Below are 24,740 nucleotides of genomic sequence, written 5' to 3'. Positions count from 1 at the left end.
TCCTAGTGGTGTGAGTGATTAGAACTTGATGCTTGACCTAAGTTCACACTCCCTCTTTGTTTATAGTCAGTTCCTTTATTGTCTTTAATAAAGATCTGATATTGCCACGTTCCATTCATTGGGAAGTTGATGTTGCACTCAAAGTAAGAAGAGACTTTTTTACAAATATCTTTTGACTCCATGTAAGGCATCCCTGGCATTTCTGGCATAAAAAACTTGATGCGAACATCCTTTGCATCTACTTTTTCTCCATCATGTCCACCACGGTTTAACTCAACCACAATCATATTGTCGCCCTCGCTTAAAACCTTATCGCTTGAGATCATGATATGCAAATCTTTACTATCTTTCATATCCATAAAACCAGCACCAAATGCCAAACTTGAAATCACAAGCAAGCTAATTATAATCTTTTTCATTTTGTCTCCAATTTTCTTATTTTTATGAGTATACATCTTTGAGTGTGTAGTAATCGTGTAGTATTTATATGCATTTTTACACAAGATTGTGAGAAGCTTTATAAATAGTGCTTAAACTAGATATTTGCATCTTTATTGTAAAGTTGCACTAAAATATAATAATTACACCATTAAGGAGAAGATTGATGGCAACTGTCGGGATGGGTGATATAAAAAAAGGTGTTCGCTTAATAGTAGGCGAAGTTCCTTGTAAAGTAGTAGAGTTTCAACATGTAAAACCAGGAAAAGGTGCGGCTTTTGTTCGTATGAAAGCGAAGAGTTTTTTAAATGGTAAGGTAGTTGAGAAGACTGTTCACGCTGGAGATAAGTTTGAAGTTCCAGTAATTGACTATAAAACTATGCAGTATCTTTATGATGATGGTGAGATGTATCAGTTTATGGATAACGACACTTATGACCAACTTGGTCTTTCGTATGAGCAGTGCGATGATGCTTCAAAGTGGTTCAAAGATGGTGTAAATGTGGATATAATTTTTTACAAAGGAAATGCAATATCTGTTGCTGCTCCTGAAGTAATGGAGCTTATAGTTACAGAGACTCCTCCAAACTTTAAAGGCGATACTTCAAGCGGAAGTAAAAAACCTGCAACACTAGAGACTGGTGCAGTTGTTCAAATTCCTTACCATGTTTTAGAGGGTGACCTCATACGAGTAAACACAGTAGATGGAGAGTATCTAGAGAAAGTAAAATAAGTTTCTTTTTAGCTCTTACTTTGGTGAGAGCTGTATTACTTCATATTAAGATAAATTAACTATAATCACTTAAAATAAAATAGGGTCTCTAGAAGATGCCCTATAACTTCAAAAGGCAATTATCTTGAGTGTAAAACCTTTCACACACCTACATCTTCATACCGAATACTCACTACTTGATGGTGCAAACAAGCTTACAAACCTAGTCTCAAGAGTCAAAGAGCTTGGCATGACAAGTGTCGCCATGACAGATCACGGGAATATGTTTGGCGCAATTGATTTTTATCATCAGATGAGAGCAGCTGGCATAAAGCCTATTATTGGGATGGAGGGTTATATCCATAACGGTGAAACACTTGATGACAAAAGCACCAAACAGAGATTTCATATCTGCCTTTTTGCTAAAAATAAAAAGGGTTATGAAAATCTAATGTACTTATCTTCAAAAGCCTTTATAGATGGTTTTTACTACTTTCCACGCATCAACAAAAATGAGCTAAGAGCACATAGTGAGGGCATTATCTGCACCTCTGCTTGTCTTCAAGGAGAGGTTAACTGGCATCTAAACCTAGCTAATGAGAGAAATGTAAAAAATGGTGCTTTAGGATATGAGGGAGCTAAGGCTGTTGCGTTAGAGTATCAAGATATTTTTGGGGATGATTTTTACTTAGAACTTATGCGTCATGGCATAGGTGACCAACTCTACATAGATAATAGCATACTAAAAATCTCTAAAGAGACAGGCATAAAGATAGTAGCTACAAACGATACTCACTATACATATCCAGATGATGCACAATATCATGAAGCATTTATGTGCATCGGGATGAATAAACTCTATGATGACCCAAATCGTATGCGTCACTCAGTCCATGAGTTTTACTTAAAATCGCCCGAGCAGATGTCAAGACTCTTTGCAGATATCCCAGAAGCTATAACATATACCCAGGAGATTGTAGATAAGTGTGAAGATTTTGAGCCAGTGGTAAAGACTCCAACTCCGCCAAACTTTAAGTTTACTCCAGAGTATGCACAAAAAGATGGACTAGCTCTTAGCAGTGATGATAAAGATATTATGGATGCTGAGTATTTTGTATTTTGTTGTCAAAGAGGGCTTGAGGAGAGGTTAAAGATTGTTCCAGAACAAAAGCATGAAGAGTACAAAAAGAGATTAGAGTTTGAGATGAATATCATAAACTCAATGAAGTTTCCCGGTTACATGCTTATAGTTTGGGACTTTGTAAAGTTTGCAAAAGAAGAGGGTATTGCAGTAGGCCCTGGGCGTGGCTCAGCAGCTGGAAGCCTTGTAGCTTTCGCTTTGGATATTACAGATATTGATCCTATGAAATATGATCTTCTCTTTGAGAGATTTTTAAATCCTGAACGTGTAAGTATGCCTGATATCGATATGGACTTTATGCAGGCTCGCCGTGGTGAGGTTATAGACTATGTTGTAGAGAAGTATGGGCGCAATCAAGTAGCTCAGATCATAACCTTTGGTTCACTTCTTGCAAAGGGGGTCATCCGTGATGTCGCAAGAGTTTTAGATATGCCACTCTCTCAAGCTGATAACATGGCAAAACTTGTTCCAGATGAGCTTGGCATCACACTAAATGGAAGAGAGAAAAATGGAGAGTTCATTAAAGGTGCTTTTCAAAAAGAGCCGAAACTTCAAGAGCTTATTGGCACTGATGCAAATGCTGCAAGAGTTTGGGAGTTTGCAAAAAAGCTAGAGGGGTTGAAGCGTAACTCTGGTATTCATGCGGCTGGTGTGGTTATCTCAAATGAAGAGCTTTGGTATAAAACACCAATTTATAAGCCATCAGGCGAAGATACCTTTGTAACGCAGTACTCACTAAACTATCTTGAAGATGTTGACCTCATTAAGTTTGACTTCCTTGGACTTAAGACTCTTGATGTGATCTACAACGCTATAAAACTTGTAAAACATAGATATGACAAGGATATAGATTGGCATAAGATAGATGAAAATGACCCTAAGGTTTATGATGTTATCCGCGGCGGAGATACTGTCGGGATGTTTCAGATAGAGTCAAGCGGTATGCAGGATTTAAACAGAAGATTAAAACCAGATAGTTTTGAGGATTTGATCGCAGTTTTGGCTCTTTATAGACCTGGACCTATGGAGTCTGGGATGCTTGATAGTTTTATAGAGCGAAAACATGGAAGAGAGGCTATAGAGTACACATTTGAGCCGATGGAAGCCATACTTGGAAACACTTATGGAGTCATCGTATATCAAGAGCAGGTTATGCAGATAGTTCAAACTATTGGTGGATTTAGCCTTGGTTATTCTGATATTATCCGTCGTGCTATGGGTAAAAAGTCAGATATGTCAGCCTATAACGATGAGTTTGCATCTGGCGCACAAAAGCAGGGTTACGACTATGCACAAGCTTCAAAGCTTTTTGATTTGATTGAAAAATTTGCTGGATATGGATTTAACAAGTCTCACTCCGCAGCTTACGCTATGGTTACCTTTCAAACTGCATGGCTAAAGACCTACTATCCAAATGAGTTTATGGCAGCCCTTCTCACATCAGACAAAGATAACACAGATAAAGTGGTCCGTTACATCGATGAAGTAAAGAGGATGAAGATAGAACTCTCTCCTCCTGATATTTGTGACTCACTCTTAGAATTTTCTGCTATTAGTAAGGATGATAGAGAGGTTATTCTTTTTGGGCTTGGTGCTATTAAAGGTGTCGGTGGTGCTGCCATCGAGTCTATGTTAAAAGAGAGAGAAGAAAATGGAGACTATACAAGTTTAGAGGATTTTGTAAACAGAATCGAACCTAGTAAAGTAAACAAAAGAGTTATAGAGTCCATCATAAAAGCTGGTGGTTTTGATAGATATGGCTACTCAAGAAAAGCACTACTTGATCAGATAGAACTCATAGTAGATACTGCAAAAGATGCTTCAATGGCAAGAAAAAATGCGCATGGAAGCCTCTTTGGAGATGATGATGAGATAACAAGTGTTAAGCTCTCTTTGAGCAACTCTGATGAGTATAGTTTAAAAGAGATTTTGGAGTTTGAAAAAGATACTTTAGGTTTTTATGTCTCAGGACATCCGCTTGATGAGTTTAGAGAAAAACTAGAAGAGTTAAACTACTCTTTATCTTCTGAGTTAAGTAGCATCAAAGATGGTTCCTATGCTATTTTTATAGGTAAAGTAGAAGAGATTGTAAAAAAGACATCTAAAAAAGGAAACCAGTTTGCAATAGTCTCTTTGATGGACTTTCATGGAAACATAGAGATAATGCTCTTTAGCGATAAGTTAGAGCAACTCCAAGCCATGGATTTGAGCGAGCCAATAGCTTTTAAGGCAAAAATAACTCATACAGATATGTTTACAAGAATAGGCGTAAGCAAAATTATGACGCTCAAAGATGCTAAAAAAGAGACAAAAAAAGTAAAAAAAGAGGTCAGAGAAATCCCAGAAGAGCCTATAAACTTATCTATAAGACTAGATGAGAGTACTACTATCTTAGAAGAGTTATACAGACTTATAAGACAAAATCCTGGAAGCCGTGAGCTTAAAATCACCATCATCTCAAAGCTTCAAAATGTAGTAATAGACTCAGCCATAAGAGTAGATAGCAAAATCATAACAGCACTTGATGGTAATGCGGCTGTGGATATTTTGGTTTAGGAAAAATGATACACTGGATAAATAGAATATATAGACTCTTACGCAAAGAGGCTGTGAAATAATACAGAAGCAAGGCTTTTAGGAACACTATCTAATGGCATTTCCCATGATGAAACTCGCATGGATGTTTTAAAGCCGTACAGTACGAGGCTAAAGCCTCGCTTCCAAAAGGCGCGATAAGCCTGCTTTCGTTCCTAAATTCTGAGAGTGTTGGTTGTTTAGATTAAGCAAAAAAAGAGTAAAAAAGTAAGCCTTACTTCTTTAGTAAGGCTTTGGGAGTGCCGGTAAATTTAGGCAAAATTAAGTTTTATTCCTGTTTTGGTGTCTGGCACCCATTTTTCATTTTGCTACTTTACTCAACTATAAGCAGACATTCTAAACCCCACTTTATCCATAGTTTCATCAAATTTACCTTCCCAATACTCTGAACTTATATCTATTAAATTATCCCAAGATAAACTATTATTGTCAACTATTTTGATATTCATATTATCTAAAGTTTGTTCTTTATTTTCAAGTTTTTTACAACTCCAAAGCTCAAGCCTTTCTAAAGCTTTATCTATTTGCTTATTTGTGAAATAGTTTAGTTTTTTACATTCATTTGCCAAGTCGGCAGCACTATCGTGAGGAAATAAAGCTTCGCCCTTATCAAATTGGTTCCATATTTTTTTAGATTGACTAATAGAGTGTTTAAAATAATACTTTTGAATTCCGCTTACTGTATCAAGATTTGTCCCCTTTGCAACTTTTAAAACACTTGCCCTTTGTTGCTCAGGTCGTGGTAAGGGTTGCCATCCAAGATATTCAAGAAGTATCTCTTTATTGTTTTCGTTTTGGACAAAAGGTGGCAATACCATTTCGTATATTTTATATATTACTCCAGGTTTTGAAATATTCCCTATTGGATAGTATTTACCATTTTCATATTTACAAGTTGCAAAAAAACAAGCTACATCAAAGTTGTTAGTTATATCTAAATAATTGGTAGCCAGTTCATAATGCTGTGCTATCCCTGTAAGATTTAGACATAATGGATTACCATTAATTTGTAATGGATTAGTAAGTTTTATAAATGGATGATCTTCTAAAAGTTCCTCAAATGCAATGGTTCTACAAATACTTAAAAACTGTTCTTCTAAAGATATATATCTATCAATAGTTGTTTTACAAACTCCAAAATCTTCATTTTGTCCTCTATATTGAATCATAGAAAATTCGGTACCACTTTTAAGATGTAAACAACCATCAACTCCAACTAAAGCATGTAATCTCTCTATATCGTCAAATACTATTCCGTTAGCTTGACCATTATTTGTAAAGCTTCTTCCTGTATTGATTGGTTGGACACGAAGTTTTTGTTTTAAAGACTTAAGCGTTGGATGAAAAGTAGCCATAAATTTACTCCTTTATTTAATACAGTACACATTCTAATTTTTGTAAACTATATCTTTTCAAAGTCTAATATAGTTATCTTGCCTAGAGAATATTATAAGTGATTAGAACGAGGATAAAGTGTTCACAAAAAGGGCAGTTTGGAATAACTCTATAAAATAGACAGTTACTGACGCAATAAAGAACTATTCTTTTAGAGATCTTTAACTGTCACTGTAGGTAAAAGTAACAAAAAATAGCTTAATATCAAACTCAGAGCATAAAGCATATAGTAAAAAGGGTGGCTTATGTAAATTTAGCAAGTTTCATGTAAAATATGTGATTAAAGAAACCTAAACCATTTATATACTAAAAAATGACTATGAAGGAAAACTAGTTAATTGTGAAGGTTGAATTTCCAAGTGGTTCAATAATTAGTTTTAAATATACTAAAAAGAGAGTATTAAATAATGAACAAAAAAGATTTCAATGAAGGATTGTTAGGGTTTTTAGATGCATCTCCTACGCCTTTTCATGCTACTAAAAACATGTCTGCTATGTTTCTTAACGCTGGATTTAAGGAGCTTGATGAGAGTGTAAAGTGGAACTTAAGGGAGGGTGAGAAGTACTTTGTTACACGAAATGACTCATCTGTGATCGCTTTTACTTACCCAAATGGTGAGAAAAACTACACAATGTTAGGAGCTCATACAGACTCGCCAAACTTTAGATTAAAACCAAATCCTGTTGTAAAAGCTCATGGAGTTGTTAAGCTGATGGTTGAGCCGTATGGTGGGATACTTTTAAATCCTTGGTTTGATAGAGATCTTTCAATAGCTGGTCGCATCTCTTATCTTGACACACAAGGAGAGATAAAAGAGGCTCTTATAGATGCAAAAAAAGCTCTAGCTGTTATCCCATCACTTGCCATTCATCTTGATGAGTTTGCAAATAAAGAGAGAACTATTAACAAGCAGACTCATACATCTCCCGTGCTTACTACCTCAGATGATTTTGAATATGATGAATTTTTGAAGTGGCAACTCTCAAAAGCTGGCATAGTAGATGCAGGGGAAATACTAGCAACTGAGCTTAGTCTATATGATGTTCAAAAAGCCTCTTTTTTAGGTTTAAATGATGATTTTATATCTAGTGCTAGACTTGATAATCTTCTAAGTTGCTATGTTGGGATGCTTAGTATCTGTAGTATAGAAGAAGATAGACCTATGCTCTTTTGTGCTAGCGACCATGAAGAGGTTGGAAGCGCATCTACTTCTGGAGCAGCTGGCTCATTTTTAGAAGATACGCTAAGAAGAGTATTTTGTGATTATGAAGGGTTTTTGCAGATGATAAGTGCATCTACTATGATATCTTGCGATAATGCACATGCCATCCATCCAAACTATCCAGATAAACACGACCAAAATCATGCTCCGATGATAAACAAAGGCGTGGTTATAAAAATAAACTCAAACCAAAGATACGCTTCTAGCTCGCAGAGTATCTCTAAGTTTAAAAGTGTAGCTTCAAGATTAAATGAACCAACACAGTACTTTGTTGCAAAAAGTGATATGGGATGTGGCTCAACTATAGGTCCTATTACAGCTACTAGACTTGGGTTAAAAACTCTTGATGTTGGACTCCCTACATATGCAATGCACTCCATCAGAGAGTTAGCTGGAAGTGATGATGCACATTCGCTATATAAGATAATTTTGGAACATAGATAGTGTCTTCACAAGATATGATAACTCCAGAGGAGTTAAACCTTTTAATAGAGCAGACTTATAAGGTTGAAGGCGAGTTTAATGAGCTTAAAGCTTCTTATACGCATCTGCAAAACACTATAGAGAGAGTCGTTGAGTTTTTGCCAAATGCTATATGGATTATAGATGAAGATAGCAGTGTTTTTTTACAAAACTCAAAGGCTAGAGAGCTTCTAGAACTCTTAAGACTTATAAAGCTTAAAAATGATGACTATGAAGTAGCGTTTAACTCAAGGTTTTATCTTATAAAGAGCTCAAGTTACAGAGATAAAACCATGATAAGTGCGACTGATATCACAGAGCAAAAAAGAAAAGAAAATCTAGCTACTATGGGGCAGATGGCGGCACATCTCTCTCATGAGATACGAAATCCCATAGGTTCCATCTCACTTCTAAGCTCAACTCTTAAAAAAAGAGTTATGCCTGAGAATATCCCTATTGTCGAAGAGATACAAAAGTCAGTTTACCGTATAGATAGAATCATAAAAGCTACTTTGATGTTTTCAAAAGGTATAGAGATAAACAGAACAAAGTTTTTATGGAGTGAGTTAATGGACTCTATAGATATGTCTATAGGATATTATGGTTATTCAAAAGAGATTAATTTCATCTTTCCTCAAGTTGATTTTGAACTAAATGCGGACAAAGATCTACTAGAGATGCTTTTTTCTAACTTTGTAGCAAATGCCATAGATGCCATAGAAGCAGATGATAGTGATGAGGGAGTTGTAGAGATATCTTATGAGAGAGATGAGGGTTATCATAAGTTTAGCATCTATGATAGTGGTGTTGAGGTGGACAACAGGGCTGAACTCTTTGAGGCTTTTAAAAGTACAAAGCTAAAAGGAAATGGTCTGGGATTAGTTCTAAGCAGAGAGATCGCTGAGGCTCATGGTGGAAGTGTTGAACTAATGGATACAAAAAAGAAGTTATTTGAGATAAAGATAGCCTTGTAAAAGTGGAATAATTATTGCTTTTGTCGATATATGGTTAATATATTTGATTTGGAGGTATATGATTATGGCGATACAGCATAAAAACATAACTCCACTTTTAGAGTTTGTAAAGATTGATAGATTTTATGTTGTTTGTCATTTTAAATGCAAAGTGACAAATAAAACAGTAATCTCTACAGTCCCATTTGAACCCTATGATGGAAAGATTGAGATATCGTGGCAAGATATGTTACTTCGTCCTATAGAATCATACAACAGATATTATCACACTCCAATTACTATTTATAATCATGATTGCCAAGATACAGTTGTGCTTAAAGCTTTTGAAAAAGTTTCAAAATACTTTGAGTGGAATGAGAATTTTGGTAGTTATGTATATATAGAAAAAAAAGGTCTAGAGTTTGAACAAAAAGTTAGTTGAAGTAGAAGGAACTACGCTTCCTTTTTATACTTACGAAAAAGATGATTTAGTATACTATGAGTTTGATGCATCAGAGTGCACCCCACCTGAACCTATGGTAAATACCATCAGAGGACTTAGCCTTTTAAAGACAACCTCTCATAGACTTGTTGGCATCTACTTTCATGAACCATTTCCACTTTATGAGAGGATTCCTATAACAATACTTCACGACGTTAAAGAACGTGAAGATGGGAATTTCGAGATAACTTTTTATAAAGAAAACTGATAATAACTTTTTAAGTAGAGCTATGAGATAATAACTTTCATGATACTTAAAAAAGGAATTTAATGTTTAACAACCTCTCTATTGGTAAGAAAATTTATATACCACTTATCGCGTCTATTGTTTTTGGTTTTATTGTAATACTTGTAAATTACTACTACTCCATGCGAGATATGAAAGATAACGTTTACAAAAACCAAGAAAAAACACTCAGGTCTTCATATAAAGAGGCTATAAACTCAAAAGAGAACATAGGCTTAACAAATGCTATAAATATAGCTAAAAATTATGATGTCGTTCGTGCTTTAAAATATAATGATAGAGAGATAGCTATAAAAGGGCTTAATTTAATCTCAAAAGAGTTTAAAGACTTTACTAAATATAACAATATTAAAATTCATATTCACGATGCAAAAGTGCATAGTTTTTTAAGAGCTTGGAAACCAGATAAGTATGGAGATGACTTACGCTCATTTAGAAAGACTATAGTGGATATAAAAAAGAACAAAAAACCTATAGTGGCCATTGAGTTAGGTAGAGCTGGACTTATACTTAGAGGACTTGCACCTATAATTGAGGGTAACTCTTATCTAGGTTCAGTTGAGTTTATGCAAGGACTAAACTCTATAGTTAAACAAGCAAGAAGTAGTGGCGGTTATGAGATGGTCATAGTTATGAAGAATGACTTTTTATCAACTGCTACAGCGCTAAAAGATGCTCCAAAGATTTCAAACTATACTTTAGCCGTAAGAGAAGATGTTATAGATAAAGAGTTTTTTAGGAGCATAGAAGGTTTAGATATATCAGCATCAGCTGGGTTTAAACTCTCAAAAAAACACTTTATAGTTAGCGAACCTATAAAGGATTTCTCAGGCGATATAGTCGGATACGCAGTAGTTGGAAACAAGCTCTCAAATGTAAACAGTGTTATAGATAAATCAGCAAGTTCCCTATTTCGACAAGTCTATATCATGGCTTTTGTGTTTTTAGTTATCTTAGTCTTTTTGATGATGATAATTAAAGCAGCAGTAGTAAAACCTATAGTAAATCTTGGTAAAGTAGCTCAAGAGTTAGCACAAGGTGATGCTGACTTATCTAAGAGACTTCCGGTCAAATCTAATGATGAGTTAGGAGATGCAAGTAAAAGTTTTAATGAGTTTTTAAACAAGGTTGAAAAGCTCTCTAATGATGCTAAAAATGAAGCTACTAGAGCCATCGAGTCTGAAAAAGCTGTTAAAGATAGCATGGATAAAAACAGACTAAATTTAGCACTCTCAGATGAGATGATAAAAGGGGCAATAAGTAACGCTCAAAATTTAAGTCATAGTATGCAAGAAAATGTTCAAAATGTTGAAAATGTAAATAAACTCAATGAAGAGACAGAAGATGTAATATCTAAGGTTACACTCTCTACAGATGAAATCATAAACACTATCTCAAATATTACCCAGATGATAAGCGAGTCAAGACTCTCCTCTGAGCAGTTAAACTCAAATGTTGAGGAGATATATAATGTTATTTCACTCATTAAAGATATCTCAGATCAAACAAATCTTTTAGCTTTAAATGCTGCTATAGAAGCTGCACGTGCGGGAGAGCATGGAAGGGGATTTGCTGTAGTTGCAGATGAGGTTAGAAAACTAGCTGAGAGAACTCAAAAAGCTACAAGTGAAGTTGAAGCAAATATTAGTGTACTTAAACAAAACTCTACAAGCATGGCTGAAAATAGTGAGCTTATAGAGGAACATGCGGAGTCATCACAAGAGAAGCTTGACCTTTTTAAAGAGACTCTAAGTGAACTCATAAATAACTCTGAGCAGATTACAAAAGATAACACAAGTATAGGGCATGAACTCTTTGTAAATATGGCAAAACTAGATCACATGGTTTTGAAAAACAACACTTATTCAGCAGCTTTTGAAGGAAAAGCAGACCTTTATGAGGGTGATCACACTACTTGCAGGCTTGGTAAATGGTATCAAAGAGATGGTAAGGAGAGTTTTGGAGATAATCCTAACTATGCATCTTTACTAAATCCTCATACGCAGATTCATAAAAATATTTCTCATATTACTAAGATGATTAAAGATGGAGATGTTGACTCTGATGAGCTGATAAAGCTCTTTAAAGAGAATGAAGATATATCAAAAGAGATGTTTGATATCTTAGATAATATAGTATCATAAAGATAGATGCTTAGAGCTAAGCAATAAAGTTTTTGAGAAATGATATATTTAACGCTTTATTAGCTTATTTTGAATAGAATAGCTTTTTATTAAAAAAGGCTATTTATGAAACAAGTTTTATCCATCTTAAACTCCATGAAAACCATGGCTATACTGATGTCTATCTTTGCATTTGCCATAGGTTATGCAACATTTGTAGAAAACGACTACGGAACTATAACAGCTAAGGCTGATATTTACAATGCAAGATGGTTTGAAGTTCTGATGGCTTTGCTAACTATAAACCTTGTCTTAAATATCTACAAGTACAAAATGTACACACTTAAAAAAGCTCCTATTTTTATCTTTCATACCGCTTTTATAGTTATAATCATAGGTGCTGCTATTACTCGTTATGTAGGTTATGAGGGAACTATGCACATCCGTGAGGGTCAGAGTGCTTCAACTATGATAAGTTCAGACACTTACTTCACTCTTAATGCAAAAGTTGGAGATAAAAAAGAGACCTCGCAACAATCTTTATATCTCTCTAAAAGAAATAAAAACAGTCTCGATGCCTCTTTGAATATAGCTGGCAAAGAAGTTCATGCAGAGCTTATCGAGTATATACCAGACGCAATAGAGACTACAGTTGCATCTCCTGATGGCATAGCAATGGCTAACATTATGGTAACGGGATCAGGAAAGGGCAAGCCTATTACTTTATCTTATGGAGAATTTTATGAGAGTGATGATTTTGTACTAGATTTTGACTCAAAAAAGAGCTTTGATAAGATGGTTGTATCTCTGTTTGTTGAAGATGGGGAGCTTTTTATAAAGCATGATATTCCTCTGAGCTTCTTAAAAATGGATGATAACTCAAATGGCACACTTGATGCAAATGAAAAACAACCTTTTGCTTCAAGAACTCTCTACTCTTTAGCTGGTGGCGGTTTTGTACTTCGTGACTTTTTACCAAAAGCTACTAAAAAGATAGTCTCAAACCCAAGTGCATCTCCGCAGAGGCCTGGATATGATGCTTTAGTTTTTAATGTAAGTGTGGGAGATAAAACTAAAGAGGTTATGATTTATGGACAAGCTGGAAGGATGGCAAAAGAGTATCATCGTAATATAAATGGTGTAGATGTGTATCTCTCTTATGGTTCAAAAAGATTAAGCATTCCTTTTGAGATCAAGCTTTTGGAGTTTGAGTTAGACAGATATCCAGGCTCTATGAGTCCTGCATCTTATGCTAGTGAAGTTATGCTTATAGATAAAGAACAAAACTTAGAAATGCCATATAGAATCTTTATGAACAACATCTTAGAGCACCGTGGATATAGGTTTTTCCAATCTTCTTATGACCAAGATGAAAAAGGTACAATTTTATCAGTAAACAATGACCCAGGAACTCTTCCATCATATATAGGATATTTCCTTTTAAGTTTAGGTATGTTGTGGTCGCTGTTTTCACAAAAAAATAGATTTGCAAAACTCGCTTCAAGAGCTAAGAGGGCTGCTGATGAGAAAGCATTGGGTTCACTTCTAGCTATCGGACTTTTGTTTAGTTTTACTCCATCTTTTGCACAGGAGTTAGACCCTACATTAAAGACTATTATCTCTTTTGATAAAGCTCATGCAAAAAAATTCTCAGAACTTGTTATTCAAGATAGTGGTGGAAGAATGAAACCTATGGATACGTTAACTACTGAGATTTTAGCTAAGGTTTATAGAGGTACTCACATAGATGTAGCAGGAAATAAACTAGACGCTAATCAAGTTGTACTAGCTATGATGATTAAGCCTGATTTATATCGTGATATTAAGATGATATATACAAAAAATGAAGAGATCAACAAAGTGATTGGTACAGAGTTAAAAGCAAAACATGCTTCTTTTTCACAGTTTTTTAGTGACCCTGATAATATGAGAGGCTACAAACTAGCAGAGCTAGTAGAAGTTGCAGTTAGAAAAGAACCAAAACATAGAGATATGCTTGATAAAGAAGTGTTAAAGGTTGATGAGAGAGTAAATATTGCTTACTCAGTCTATACAGGTGCACTACTTAGGATGTGGCCAAAACCAAATGATGATAACAATAAATGGTATCCAACTATAGAGTCACTTCAAACTTTCTCAAAAGAAGATGCCGAGAGAGTAAGACTTATTGCAGTTGACTACTTCTCAGCGGTAGATAAGGCACTCCTTAGTTCCGACTGGACTAAAGCAAATGCAGCATTAGAGAAGTTAAGAGAGTATCAAAAGTTTTATGGCTCACAGGTTTATTTGACGCAAAACAGTATCAAAGCAGAGATATTTTACAATAAAACAAATATTTTTGAATCTCTCTACCCTTACTACTTAGTGCTTGGTTTTGTTCTTTTGACACTTAGTTTTATCAAAATAGTAAAACCTGCATTTAAGATAGAGATGTTTTCTAAGATAACTCTAGGATTTTTAGTTCTTTTCTTTTTAGCACATACTTTTGGGCTTGGACTTAGATGGTACATCTCAGGACACGCTCCTTGGTCAAATGGTTATGAGTCTATGATATATATAGGATGGGCTACTGCTTTAGCTGGTATCTTCTTCTCAAGTCGCTCATCTATAACTATGGCATCTACTTCTATTTTAGCAGGTCTGATTCTCTTTGTAGCGCATTTAAACTGGATGGACCCACAAGTTACAAATCTAGTTCCAGTTCTAAATTCATACTGGCTAAGCATACATGTTGCAGTAATCACGGCTAGTTATGGCTTTTTGGGTCTTGGTGCACTCTTAGGGTTCATAGTTATTTTACTCTTTATTATTAAAACTAAAAGTAACGAGAAACATATATCTCTCTCTATAAAAGAGCTAAACGCCATAAACGAAATGAGCCTGATGGTAGGACTTGTACTCTTGACTATAGGTAACTTTTTAGGTGGTGTTTGGGCAAATGAGTCTTGGGGGAGATACTGGGGTTGGGATCCAAAAGAGACATGGGCACTAGTTACTATTTTGGTTTATGCGGTAGTTGTGCATCTTAGATTTATAAAAAGCATATATAGTGAGTTTAATTTTGCAGTTATCTCACTCTTATCTTATACATCTGTTATTATGACTTACTTTGGAGTAAACTATTACCTTGCAGGGCTTCACTCTTATGCAAAGGGTGATCCTGTTCCTATCCCTGATTTTGTTCCTATAACCTATGCAATTATCTTTGTATTAGTTGCACTAGCTTTTAGAAATAGAAAGTTAGTTTAGAGCAGACATATGGAGTTTAAAGGTTTTTCTAAAAAGACGCTGCCATTTTTAGAATCCATTCGCCAAAACAACAACAAAGAGTGGTTTGAGGCACATAGAAGTGAATACGAAGAGTTTGTACTAAACCCTTCAAGAGCTTTTGTAGAAGAGTTTGGTGAGCATCTGATGGCATTAGAGCCAACTATAAACTTCTCGCCAAAGATAAACAAGTCACTATTTAGAATCTATAGAGACACAAGACGAATGGGAGCTATAAAAGTTCCCCTAAAATATCGCATTGGGATTATTTTCTGGCAGGGCAGTGGTAGTAGGATGCAAACATCATCATTTTATCTGCACTTCTCTCCTGATGAACTCTTTGTAGCAGTAGGGGTGAGATGGTTTGAAAAGCCGATGTTAGATGCATATCGTGAGTATATAAAAGATGATGCTAGAAGAGATAACTTAGCTAGAATTTTAGAGATGCTAGAGTCAAAAGGCTATAAAACTATTGAAAAAGGGTATAAAAGATATCCAAAAGGCTTCAACAAAGAGATGTCTGATGCCCAGCTTAGCCTCTACAAAGGCATGGCAACTTACAAAATCTTAGAACCTAGCCTTATAGTAGATGGCGACTTACTTATTGAAACGCTTTATAAAATCTACGAAGAGATGCTAGAACTTCAACAAATTGTTTATGAAATTAGTTTGAGAGTTAAGGAAGATAATAATTATGCTAGAATGTAAGGAATAAGCCTTTTTAAGTTATTCTTTATAAAAAGGCTTGTGTCAAATTGGTAATGCAGCCCATATTGTATATTGTACAAATGCAGAAGTTTTAGTTAAAGACGAACTAAATGTTTATAACTCACTAAAATGGATTTGTGTTAGATCAAAAGCGGATAAGGATACTTTTCAAATACTAACAATCAAGAGTTTACATTAAAGGGTATTGCTAAAAATTTGGCTACAAATGAAGTGATAAACAAGTTTATGAAATTTAATATAGAATCGAATATAAACTATATGATTAACTCGTTAGACATTTCTAAAGGGCTTCATTTTGTAATATACTTAAAAATTATAATTTAAAACCACTTGAATGCGATCATTGTCAAACTCTGTTTTAGTAGCTGATTCTTTGTCTTTGCCTATAACATAGATGATTGTCGCATCTGCCTCGCCATCGTTATATTCACACTCTAAACCAAGGTTTACCTCAGTTACATGAGCTTTGTTGCCCACAGTTATAGCGTCAGCTTTGTAATCACCATAAGCTCCAAAAATATTAAAACCAGCTATCTCATAAGCTAAACCAAGCATATATGAACTACCATCTCCATAAGTACCATCGTGCAAAGTTCCAGCTGTCATAGTGTCTAGGTTTGTATAAGACGCACCGCCACCAAAACCTTCAAAGATTGACTTACCATCTTTTACACTTACTTTGTCAAAAGCAGCAGTTGCAGTCACATCATAAAAACCAGCCTCAACCATAGCACCTACGATGTTACCCTCAATATAGCTACTCTCTTTTTCATCTTCTGTTAAATACTGAGCAGCTATTGCAACGCTTATATCATCAGTAATATCTATAGTTCCAACGGCATCTAGATAAACAGCAGTAGTCTCTTTTGTTACATCATAGTACCAAACACTTGCTTCTAAAAAATGATCTGCATAAGTTACAGCACCAAGTCTTGTTCCATCTTCGCCAGTTTTGGCCCAAGAGTTGTTTACAGCGTTGCTATAGTCTGAATCAACACCTTGCCACGATAAAATATTACCAGCGATAAAAGCTAAACCCAGCTCCTTAAAAGTATATGAAGCGATGTAAGCCTCAAAAGTGTGAGGAGTCATTCTGATATCATCACTATCTGCTAGGGGGGTATCTATAAGTTGACGACCACCACGAAACTCAAATCCTTCGTATGAAAAGTTTAAGTAAGCCTCAGCTAGTTCTGTATATGACTTTTGGCTTGATGCCATCTCATCGTTGTACTTAGCATCTTTACCACTAAGTGTATCAACAGAGTGAGATGTATACATGGCAGCACCAAGACTAACGCCCATAAGTGAAGCAGTCTCATACTTTAACTGACCACCAGCCGCTGTAGCATAAGTGTCTTTATCTCCAGCTGTCTTAACTTTGTTTGTAGCGTAACCTAAACGAATCTGTCCACTAACTTCACCCTCGCTAAACATCTCAGTTAAATTTTTAACTTCTTTGGGAGTCTTTACATCTTCATTTGCAAAGGCAGTTGTGCTAAGTGCTAGAGCAGTTACTAAGCTAAGTTTTATCCATTTGTTCATATTTTTTAATTCCCTCATGAGACTAATTTTGAAAGTCAATATCATAATTATAGAATATAAAACTTATCTATTATTTAAATTGATAATCATTGTCAACTAGTTTGTGCATTTATTACATTTTTTATGAATAGTTATAAATTCAACATCCTCAGTAATATCTAAATCTATAAAATCAACTAAGTCTAATTTGCTTACATTAGTGCATTTAGTGCAGATGCAAAAGACCATAAGTGAGTCTTCTCTTAAAGCATAGTAAGCTCTTTTGAAATCATTTTGGATAACTACAATAAGTTTGCACTCTATAAAAAAATTTAAATGTCTATAAAGCGTGTTTAATGATATTTTTTTTGGGTAAGTATCGGAGAGCCCTTTTATAATGTCACAGATATTTAAACACTCATCACTCTGCATCAAAACATTGTATATAGCTTCTCTAGCTCTTGAGTTATTTGCTCTTCTTATTTGTATGCACTCGTTTAATTTTTCTAAGCTCATCTTATCTTTCTTTTTGCTCTCATATGAGAAAAAAGCTCGTCAAAAAAAACGAGCTATAAAGTTTTTAAAACTAAAAACTACCTCTTAAACCTGCAAAGTAGTATCTTCCTACATTTGAACCAAGCTCATCTTCTACACCACTATCGCCAATATTGTTAACTCCGCCATAAATCTCTATAGCCTTGTCTATCTTGTATCCAAAAGTGATATCAACAAGGTTGTAAGCATCTGTTTTACTATTAGGGATTGAGAGTTGAGTCGGAGCTCCTTGATTTATAACTTTTGTATAGTGCTGTTGCCCTATGTATTTTCCTATCAGTCCAAGATTTAACTTTTTTGTAGCTTGATAGTCAAAACTTAACATGAAAGTTCTATCTGGATTAAACTCAAGATCTTTGTTTGTTTTTTCATCCTCAGTCATTAGCTCATTGTAAGCAAACTTTGAGTTCAAGTTTTCAAGCAGTAAGTAGCTAAAAGATAGCTCTAGACCCTTAGTGTTTGCATCTGAGACATTTTCATAAGTATAGATACCACTGTTATTTCTTACTTGCTGGATTTTATTTGTGATTTGGTTGTAAAAAATAACAAGGTCATAACTTAGTTTAGAGTTTCGCCCACCTAATCCTATCTCATAAGCGTTTGTTGATTCTGGCTCTAAGTCATAACCTAAAATATCAGCACCTCTTTGAGGGCCATTTGGAGTATTCATATTTATATATAACTCTCTTATATCTGGAGTACGAAAACCTTGTGCAAAGTTTGCTCTTAGTTTTGCTAGTTTGTCAAACTCATAGATACCGCCAACTCTAAAAGTAGGTTTGTCCTCAGCGTTGCTAATCTCTTCATATCTAGCACCAAGAATTGTGTTGAACTCATCTGTCACTTCCCACTCATCTTGTAAGTAGATGGACTTATAATCAACTTTTTTCTCAGTCATTCCAATATTATTAGTAAACACAGAAGACTTTCTCTTCTCATCTCTATACTCAACTCCACCAGTTAAAAGATGTGCATCAGTAGCAAGATATGACGCAGATGCTTCATAAACTATAATGTCAACATCCGCATCCATAGCAGCATTTGCGGATGCACTCTCTGAAGGAAAACTAAAATCACCCCAATACGCAGCAGTAGTTGAGTTCCTTTTTTCATACTTAGAGTTATAAATCCTAGCCATTACATTTAGTTCATCCGTTGGTGCAAACTGGGCATCTATGTTCAAATCTAGTCTGTTGTTCTCATCGTGAGAGTTTACTGGAGCGTTGTAGATTGGTGTAGGGTTTGGTGCAGTTCTAGCTGGATGAACAAAACCAACATATACACCATCTCTCTCCTCTTTGAAGTAGTTTACATCTAGACCCATTATAAAGTCACTCGTAAAATCATAAGTAAGTCTTGTGCCTATAGTATAAATCTCGCTATCTTCTCTGTAGGTTGTATCAACAGCGTAGTAATCTTTTATATTTTTTATAGCAGGGTTTGGATGCGTAGATGGCTTAACATTTCCAGCACCAGTTTTTGCATAAGTATCAGCTAACTCTCTTTGCTCATAAGGTTTAGTTGTGATGAAACTACTATATGCGCTATAGCCAAAGCCCTCATTTTTGCCCTGAATGCTTAGAGCTAGGTTTGTAGTCTGTGCATCTGAGTCTTCGTTCATCCCAAATCTTGCATCATAGCTTATCTTCATCTCATCAGTTGGTCTTTTTGTGATGATGTTTATAACTCCACCAACTGCATCTGCACCGTAGAGTGAGCTCATAGGACCTTTTACTATCTCGATTCTCTCAATGATAGATGCAGGGATTCTTTGTAAGTCATAAGGGTTTTTAACCTCTCCAGCTAGGCGTCTTCCATCAAGTAAAAAGAGAGTTCCATTTGCTCCCATTCCGCGCATAGAGATAGATGATTTACTCTTAGAACTCGCACTAGGAAAGGTTCCATACTGCAAAATAAGCCCAGAAGTTTTACTCAAAATCTCGCCTAAACTAGAAGCTCCCATCTTCTGTATCTCTTCTTGTGTGACCACATCAACAGATGCAGCTACTCCATCTATACTCTTTTGTGTCTTAGTCGCAATACTTACAACCTCGATAGCTTTCATATCTTCAGCTGCAGTAGCGTAGTTGCTTAGTAGTAGTGCAAGAGATGCACTTATTGTAATCTTTTTCATTTCTTCCCTTTATTGTAACAGTCATAATAATCATTATCAATAGATAAGATTAGAACTATTTATTTTTTATTTAAGTAAGGGAGTATTTTACTCCCTTACTTATGTAGATGCAAGCATCTCCAAAAGCTCTGCAGAAGTAGAGCCTATGCAAAAGCTTTTAGTGTGGCTGTGCTACTAGTGAAAACGATGTAAGTTCATTTTCTTGAAGCTTCTCAAAGAGCCTCATAACTCTCTCATACTCCACTTCTTTATCTATTCGTATAAGGATTTGAGTACTTTTTTCATAAGTCGAAAAGAGTGCATCTAGATTGTCAAAGCTGTTTTTTTTGCCATCTATTGCAAGTTCCTTTTTACTAAGCTCTATAGTCACGCTTTTATCCTGCATCTCTTTTGCAGATGCTTCTAGATTTGGCAGGTTAAGTGCGAGGATTACATCCTCTTTTTTAAAAACAGAACTAACCATAAAAAATATCAGCAAGATAAAGACTATGTCAATAACTGGTGTAAGATCTGGTGCAATCGTAGGTCTTTTTTTACGCATCTTGGAGCTTCACATAGGTATATATCTCCTGAGTAAAAGAGAGTTCAAGCTTGTCCATCATGGCAACCAAATAGTTATAACCAACATAGTGAGGAATGGCTACGATGAGTCCAGCTATAGTAGTAATCATCGCCATTGAGATCCCATCTGCAAAAAAACTAGGATCGCCCAAACCATGCACGGAGATGCTAACAAAAGCGGTATAGATTCCTATCACAGTTCCTAAAAGTCCTAGAAGTGGCGAGATAGTAGCTATAATCTTTACACTCTCTAAACCACGCTCTAGTGAGTGCATCTTCTCATGAACTACAAGCTCTACCATTGAAATATCACTATTTTGCGGCAAAACCTCTATGCAGTCCTTGCATCTATCTTTTTTCTTCATCATAAAACTAAGAAGGATTAAAAACTTCCATAACATGATGATAAGACCAAAGCCTAACATTGCGATGAGGATTAGGATAATCACTCCGCCTTGATCTATAAACTGATGTAAATTCATTTTAATTCCTTGCGTATTTTATGGGTATGTTTAGATGCAGTGAGGTCAAACTCACACTATCTGGGATGGGTTTGTAAAACTCGATGGAGCGAACAACCTTAAGTGCAGCATCATCTAAGATAGAGTGTCCACAAGCCTCTTTTAGAAAAATATCTCTAAGACTTCCATCTTTGTTGAGTGTAAAGCTCACTTCACAAACGCCCTCTAGTTTTCTTCTTTTTGCCATCTTTGGATAGCGTTTGTTCTCATTTAGTGCCTCATAGAGTCCAGCTATAAAACTCTCCTTGGCTTTCTCATCAAAGATTGGTTTTTCCTCTTGCACAACTTCTTGGACTATCTCTTGTTTAGTCTGCACTTGAACTATCTCTTCTTTAACTACCACTTGCGGTGGAGTCTCTTTTACAATCTCTTGCTTGATGACTTCTTTTTTGACTACTTCATTTTTGACTACTTCATTTTTGACTACTTCATTTTTTATGGGTTTTGGTTTCTTTTTTGGTTTTTCTATGACTTTTTCTTTGACTATCTCTTTTTTTATCACTTTTGTTACTTCTTTTTTAACAATCTCTTGTTTTTTTGGAGCAGGGTTTATAACTAAAGCTAAGACTCTCTCTTTTGTTTTTGGTTGCACCTCGTGCTTGATGGTTATATAGCTGTAGCCTTGAAGTAGAGCATACAGAGAGCTTGCCACAACCACTATACTTAGTAACAATAATATCTTGTGCTCTTTGGGAGTCTTTTTTTCTCTAAGTGATAAGTTCATTTTGCAATCTTAGATAAGAAAAACTTAAATCTTGATTAAACCAATAATCATTATCATAATCTTTTTATCTATTAATATTATTGTTTCAAAAAGTCAAACATAAGCAGTGAAGTTTAATTTAATGATACTAATTATTAATATTAACAAAAGTATTATTCATATAATATTTCAAAATGATAAAAAAATTTATAAAAAAGAGTCTTGAAAACAGCTCACTAAACCACATCCTTTTTGTATTTTTATTGCTATTGGCTTTTGTATCTTATAGTAAAATCCCAAAGGAAATGTTTCCTCCAAGTACATTGGATATGATAAGTGTAAAAGGTCACTATATTGGTGCTAATAGCACTATCTTGGATAAGCTTATAGTTCAAGATATTGAAAATATTTTGCAAAATACTCAAGATTTATATGAGATACAAACTGTTATTACTAATGGTGAATTTCATATTAATGCTCAAATAAAAAATGAAACTCCAAAACAAAAAATAGTTAACAATATAAAAAATTCTATAGAAAATTTAAAGCAAGATTTACCAAAAGATATGGATATACCTACCGTTGATATATCAGAAAGTTATTTTCCATTAATAAATATATCTGTATCATCTAACACAAATGAAAGCTATATTGAAGTTGCAAAGGATTTAACAGAAGATATAAAAAAGTTAAAAAATTTATATAGTGTTACTCTCGATGGAGATTATAATTCTATACTTGTTATTTCATTAAACTCACAAAAACTTCTTGCTTACGGTATATCAAATGAGAAAGCTTACAATACTCTTATGAGTTTATACTCTTTATATCCCATAGGTTCCATTAGTTCCCAAAAACAGAAGTACTATGTTGAGAGTAAAAATGATAATATAGATATAAACACACTTCTTGAGACAGAAATAAAAATTGATGGTAAGCTAATATATGTGAAAAACATAGCAGATATAAAATATGATTATGAAAATAGAGATATTATAACTCGCACAGATGCTGTCCCTAGTGTTATAATTAATATAAAAAAAGCAAAACTTGGTGATAGTATAAAACTCTCTAAAGAAATTACAAATATTATTGATATATATAAAAATAAGTATAAAAATATAGAATTTAAAGTTTTAAGTGATAGTTCTTTTTGGATAAAAACTAGACTCAATACAATTGCTTCAAATATTATAATAGGTCTAATCTTACTATTTTTTTCTATCTGGTTATTTATATCTTTAAAGATTGCTATCGTTGTTTTACTTGGAATTCCCGTTAGTTTTGCTTTTGGTTTGATAGGTTTGGATTTTTTCCAAGGATCTTTAAATACTCTGTCTATGATAGGAGTTTTATTGAGTCTTGGAATACTTGTTGATGAAGCTATAGTTGTGAGTGAAAACATCGATCGTCACTTTAGTATGAACAAAAGTATTAAACAAGCATGTATAGATGGTACATATGAGATGATGCCAATTTTATTTGCAGCTATGCTTACAACTATCATAGCTTTTTTACCTTTAACCATGCTATCTGGTGGACTTGGAGTCTTTATAAAAATAATTCCTTTAATGGTAATCATCTTAGTTATAAGTTCATTTATAGAAAGTTTTGTTTTCTTACCACTACATTATAAAGAGTTGACATTTGGATTTTTAACTAACAAGGGTAATAGCATCAGAGAAAGAATGTGGAATAAGCTAAGTGCTGTCTATATAAACTCACTCTCTTTTTTTATAAAAAAACGATATCTTTGGGGCTTCTTTATTGTTTTTTTTACTCTTTTAGCCACATATACTTTAGCAAAGTCAAGTCGCTTTCAGCTCTTCCCAGAGTTTGATGCTATGACTATAAATATTATGGGTAAAGTTGAAAATGGTGCTATAAACTATACACTAACGGAGACTAAAGCTTTGGAGAAAATCTTAATAAAAGAGTTAAACTCAGATAATGTATCTTCGATTTCTACTATTATAGGAATGAATAGTGATGGTCGCTCCATGCATGAAAAAGGAAATAATCTTTTTACATTGACAGTAAATCTTAAACCGAAAAAACATGATGACTTTTTTAATAAAGTAATCAATCCTATATTTACCCCATATAAAGAAGATAATAGCTCTAGTAGAACTAGAACTTTATACGCTAAAGAGATTCAAAAAAAGATAGAATCGCTAATCCAAAAGCACAATCTTAAAAGTAATTTTTTAGAGTTTATTATAAATATACCACAAACTGGTGTTGTGAAAAACGATGTTGAAATATCTCTTTCTCATAAAAATAACGAAAAGATTAAAGAAGCATTAGAGAGTTTAGAACTTGCAATAAAAAATATAGATGGCGTTCATAGCATTAAAAATGATATGAAATATGATGAGATAAAAGCTGAAATTTTGTTAAATACATTTGGAAATAGTCTTGGCTTTACTCAAAAAGCAATAATTACAAAAGTTAGAAATTTTATTTCACTGCAAAAACTGTCTAAAATTGTTGATACAAATTCTGAACTCATAGAACTTAGAGTAAATTATGGAGATCATGAAAATTTGAATGCACTTTATGACTTATCTTTAGAAGTGCCAAATCAAAACTATAATGTCTGTTTAAAAGATATTGCTATTGTGAATTTTTCTAAAGATATTACCACAATAAAAAAAGATGACTTGCAAAAAATATTCACACTCAACGCTAGTTTTGATAAAGAGAAGATATCTTCTAGAATATTTTATAAAAAATTAAAACCAATAATTCAAATGATAAAAAACAATGGAGTGGAAGTTTATATAAAAGGAGAACAAAAAACTAATAATCAAAGGGAGTGTTAGAAATTTCGTGTCAGTTTGATAAAATACTATCAAGGACTGACAATGAATGAAGAAGTAGATTTTGATTTTGATGAAATCTTAGAAGAATTTAGAAGTGGAAAGAAACTTACAGGTAAAGGTGGACTTTTAG

At 34.3% G+C, this 24,740-nt stretch carries 18 protein-coding genes; 10 read left to right on the top strand and 8 right to left on the bottom strand.

Features of this window, described 5'->3' with window-relative positions; translation table 11 throughout:
• Window positions 1–2: 2 nt before the first annotated feature.
• On the bottom strand, window positions 3–419 hold the full coding sequence (locus tag M947_RS0112060; RefSeq protein WP_021288011.1) for a FixH family protein: 417 nt from the start codon (window positions 417–419) through the stop codon (window positions 3–5).
• Window positions 420–604: 185 nt separating this feature from the next.
• Between M947_RS0112060 and efp the strand changes: the two genes are divergently transcribed.
• Window positions 605–1,171: an elongation factor P gene (gene efp, locus M947_RS20470; protein WP_021288010.1), complete on the top strand. Its 567-nt coding sequence runs from the start codon at window positions 605–607 to the stop codon at window positions 1,169–1,171.
• A 124-nt stretch (window positions 1,172–1,295) separates the two neighbouring features.
• Window positions 1,296–4,847 carry a DNA polymerase III subunit alpha gene (gene dnaE, locus M947_RS20465; protein ID WP_021288009.1) on the top strand — a complete coding sequence of 1,184 codons (3,552 nt, stop codon included), beginning with the start codon at window positions 1,296–1,298 and terminating at the stop codon, window positions 4,845–4,847.
• Between the two features lie 356 nt (window positions 4,848–5,203).
• On the opposite strand, the gene M947_RS20460 is transcribed toward dnaE, so the two are convergent.
• A complete protein-coding gene (locus M947_RS20460; RefSeq protein WP_021288008.1) occupies window positions 5,204–6,241 on the bottom strand; it encodes an FRG domain-containing protein in 1,038 nt (345 codons plus the stop codon).
• Window positions 6,242–6,688: 447 nt separating this feature from the next.
• On the opposite strand from M947_RS20460, the gene M947_RS20455 reads away from it, so the two are divergent.
• From M947_RS20455 to M947_RS20425, 7 genes are all read left to right on the top strand, one after another.
• Window positions 6,689–7,948 (top strand): M18 family aminopeptidase, encoded by a 1,260-nt coding sequence (locus M947_RS20455; protein WP_021288007.1) that lies wholly within the window; start codon window positions 6,689–6,691, stop codon window positions 7,946–7,948.
• A gap of 14 nt (window positions 7,949–7,962) precedes the next feature.
• Window positions 7,963–8,940, top strand: a complete 978-nt coding sequence (locus M947_RS20450) for a sensor histidine kinase (RefSeq protein ID WP_031348089.1) — start codon at window positions 7,963–7,965, stop codon at window positions 8,938–8,940.
• A 64-nt stretch (window positions 8,941–9,004) separates the two neighbouring features.
• Window positions 9,005–9,361 (top strand): hypothetical protein, encoded by a 357-nt coding sequence (locus M947_RS20445; RefSeq protein ID WP_031348088.1) that lies wholly within the window; start codon window positions 9,005–9,007, stop codon window positions 9,359–9,361.
• Complete coding sequence (locus M947_RS20440; protein ID WP_021288004.1) at window positions 9,342–9,629, top strand: sulfurtransferase TusA family protein; 288 nt, start codon at window positions 9,342–9,344, stop codon at window positions 9,627–9,629. Before M947_RS20445 ends, M947_RS20440 begins: the two co-directional genes overlap by 20 nt.
• Window positions 9,630–9,691: 62 nt before the next feature.
• Window positions 9,692–11,812 carry a methyl-accepting chemotaxis protein gene (locus M947_RS20435; RefSeq protein ID WP_021288003.1) on the top strand — a complete coding sequence of 707 codons (2,121 nt, stop codon included), beginning with the start codon at window positions 9,692–9,694 and terminating at the stop codon, window positions 11,810–11,812.
• A 105-nt stretch (window positions 11,813–11,917) separates the two neighbouring features.
• Window positions 11,918–15,040 (top strand): cytochrome c biogenesis protein CcsA, encoded by a 3,123-nt coding sequence (locus M947_RS20430; RefSeq protein ID WP_021288002.1) that lies wholly within the window; start codon window positions 11,918–11,920, stop codon window positions 15,038–15,040.
• A gap of 9 nt (window positions 15,041–15,049) precedes the next feature.
• Window positions 15,050–15,766 (top strand): DUF2461 domain-containing protein, encoded by a 717-nt coding sequence (locus M947_RS20425; protein ID WP_021288001.1) that lies wholly within the window; start codon window positions 15,050–15,052, stop codon window positions 15,764–15,766.
• A 327-nt stretch (window positions 15,767–16,093) separates the two neighbouring features.
• Here M947_RS20425 and M947_RS20420 read toward each other — a convergent pair whose 3' ends face one another.
• The 6 genes from M947_RS20420 to M947_RS23530 all read right to left on the bottom strand — a co-directional run bounded on the left by M947_RS20420 (window position 16,094) and on the right by M947_RS23530 (window position 21,806).
• Window positions 16,094–17,332: an OprD family outer membrane porin gene (locus M947_RS20420; RefSeq protein ID WP_021287999.1), complete on the bottom strand. Its 1,239-nt coding sequence runs from the start codon at window positions 17,330–17,332 to the stop codon at window positions 16,094–16,096.
• A gap of 96 nt (window positions 17,333–17,428) precedes the next feature.
• On the bottom strand, window positions 17,429–17,827 hold the full coding sequence (locus tag M947_RS20415) for a transcriptional repressor (RefSeq protein WP_021287998.1): 399 nt from the start codon (window positions 17,825–17,827) through the stop codon (window positions 17,429–17,431).
• Window positions 17,828–17,897: 70 nt separating this feature from the next.
• Window positions 17,898–20,000, bottom strand: a complete 2,103-nt coding sequence (locus M947_RS20410) for a TonB-dependent receptor plug domain-containing protein (RefSeq protein ID WP_021287997.1) — start codon at window positions 19,998–20,000, stop codon at window positions 17,898–17,900.
• 157 nt (window positions 20,001–20,157) lie between these two features.
• Window positions 20,158–20,541, bottom strand: coding sequence for an ExbD/TolR family protein (locus M947_RS20405; protein ID WP_021287996.1), 384 nt, complete (start codon window positions 20,539–20,541; stop codon window positions 20,158–20,160).
• Window positions 20,534–21,043: a MotA/TolQ/ExbB proton channel family protein gene (locus M947_RS20400; protein WP_021287995.1), complete on the bottom strand. Its 510-nt coding sequence runs from the start codon at window positions 21,041–21,043 to the stop codon at window positions 20,534–20,536. Before M947_RS20400 ends, M947_RS20405 begins: the two co-directional genes overlap by 8 nt.
• Before the next feature lies 1 nt (window position 21,044).
• Complete coding sequence (locus tag M947_RS23530; protein ID WP_021287994.1) at window positions 21,045–21,806, bottom strand: energy transducer TonB; 762 nt, start codon at window positions 21,804–21,806, stop codon at window positions 21,045–21,047.
• A 173-nt stretch (window positions 21,807–21,979) separates the two neighbouring features.
• Between M947_RS23530 and M947_RS20390 the strand changes: the two genes are divergently transcribed.
• Window positions 21,980–24,610 (top strand): efflux RND transporter permease subunit, encoded by a 2,631-nt coding sequence (locus M947_RS20390; protein ID WP_021287993.1) that lies wholly within the window; start codon window positions 21,980–21,982, stop codon window positions 24,608–24,610.
• Window positions 24,611–24,740: the final 130 nt, after the last annotated feature.

Source organism: Sulfurimonas hongkongensis (assembly GCF_000445475.1).
GTDB lineage: Bacteria > Campylobacterota > Campylobacteria > Campylobacterales > Sulfurimonadaceae > Sulfurimonas > Sulfurimonas hongkongensis.
Note: the sequence above shows the minus strand (reverse complement) of the source record. Positions and strands in the feature narration are given on the sequence as shown.

Excerpts from the sequence above, each read along its gene's own strand:
- M947_RS0112060 (WP_021288011.1), bottom strand. The coding sequence starts at position 419 with ATGAAAAAGATTATAATTAGCTTGCTTGTGATTTCAAGTTTGGCATTT.
- efp (WP_021288010.1), top strand. The coding sequence starts at position 605 with ATGGCAACTGTCGGGATGGGTGATATAAAAAAAGGTGTTCGCTTAATA.
- M947_RS20460 (WP_021288008.1), bottom strand. The coding sequence starts at position 6,241 with ATGGCTACTTTTCATCCAACGCTTAAGTCTTTAAAACAAAAACTTCGT.
- M947_RS20455 (WP_021288007.1), top strand. The coding sequence starts at position 6,689 with ATGAACAAAAAAGATTTCAATGAAGGATTGTTAGGGTTTTTAGATGCA.
- M947_RS20450 (WP_031348089.1), top strand. The coding sequence starts at position 7,963 with ATGATAACTCCAGAGGAGTTAAACCTTTTAATAGAGCAGACTTATAAG.
- M947_RS20445 (WP_031348088.1), top strand. The coding sequence starts at position 9,005 with ATGGCGATACAGCATAAAAACATAACTCCACTTTTAGAGTTTGTAAAG.
- M947_RS20435 (WP_021288003.1), top strand. The coding sequence starts at position 9,692 with ATGTTTAACAACCTCTCTATTGGTAAGAAAATTTATATACCACTTATC.
- M947_RS20430 (WP_021288002.1), top strand. The coding sequence starts at position 11,918 with ATGAAACAAGTTTTATCCATCTTAAACTCCATGAAAACCATGGCTATA.
- M947_RS20425 (WP_021288001.1), top strand. The coding sequence starts at position 15,050 with ATGGAGTTTAAAGGTTTTTCTAAAAAGACGCTGCCATTTTTAGAATCC.
- M947_RS20420 (WP_021287999.1), bottom strand. The coding sequence starts at position 17,332 with ATGAACAAATGGATAAAACTTAGCTTAGTAACTGCTCTAGCACTTAGC.
- M947_RS20415 (WP_021287998.1), bottom strand. The coding sequence starts at position 17,827 with ATGAGCTTAGAAAAATTAAACGAGTGCATACAAATAAGAAGAGCAAAT.
- M947_RS20410 (WP_021287997.1), bottom strand. The coding sequence starts at position 20,000 with ATGAAAAAGATTACAATAAGTGCATCTCTTGCACTACTACTAAGCAAC.
- M947_RS20405 (WP_021287996.1), bottom strand. The coding sequence starts at position 20,541 with ATGCGTAAAAAAAGACCTACGATTGCACCAGATCTTACACCAGTTATT.
- M947_RS20400 (WP_021287995.1), bottom strand. The coding sequence starts at position 21,043 with ATGAATTTACATCAGTTTATAGATCAAGGCGGAGTGATTATCCTAATC.
- M947_RS23530 (WP_021287994.1), bottom strand. The coding sequence starts at position 21,806 with ATGAACTTATCACTTAGAGAAAAAAAGACTCCCAAAGAGCACAAGATA.
- M947_RS20390 (WP_021287993.1), top strand. The coding sequence starts at position 21,980 with ATGATAAAAAAATTTATAAAAAAGAGTCTTGAAAACAGCTCACTAAAC.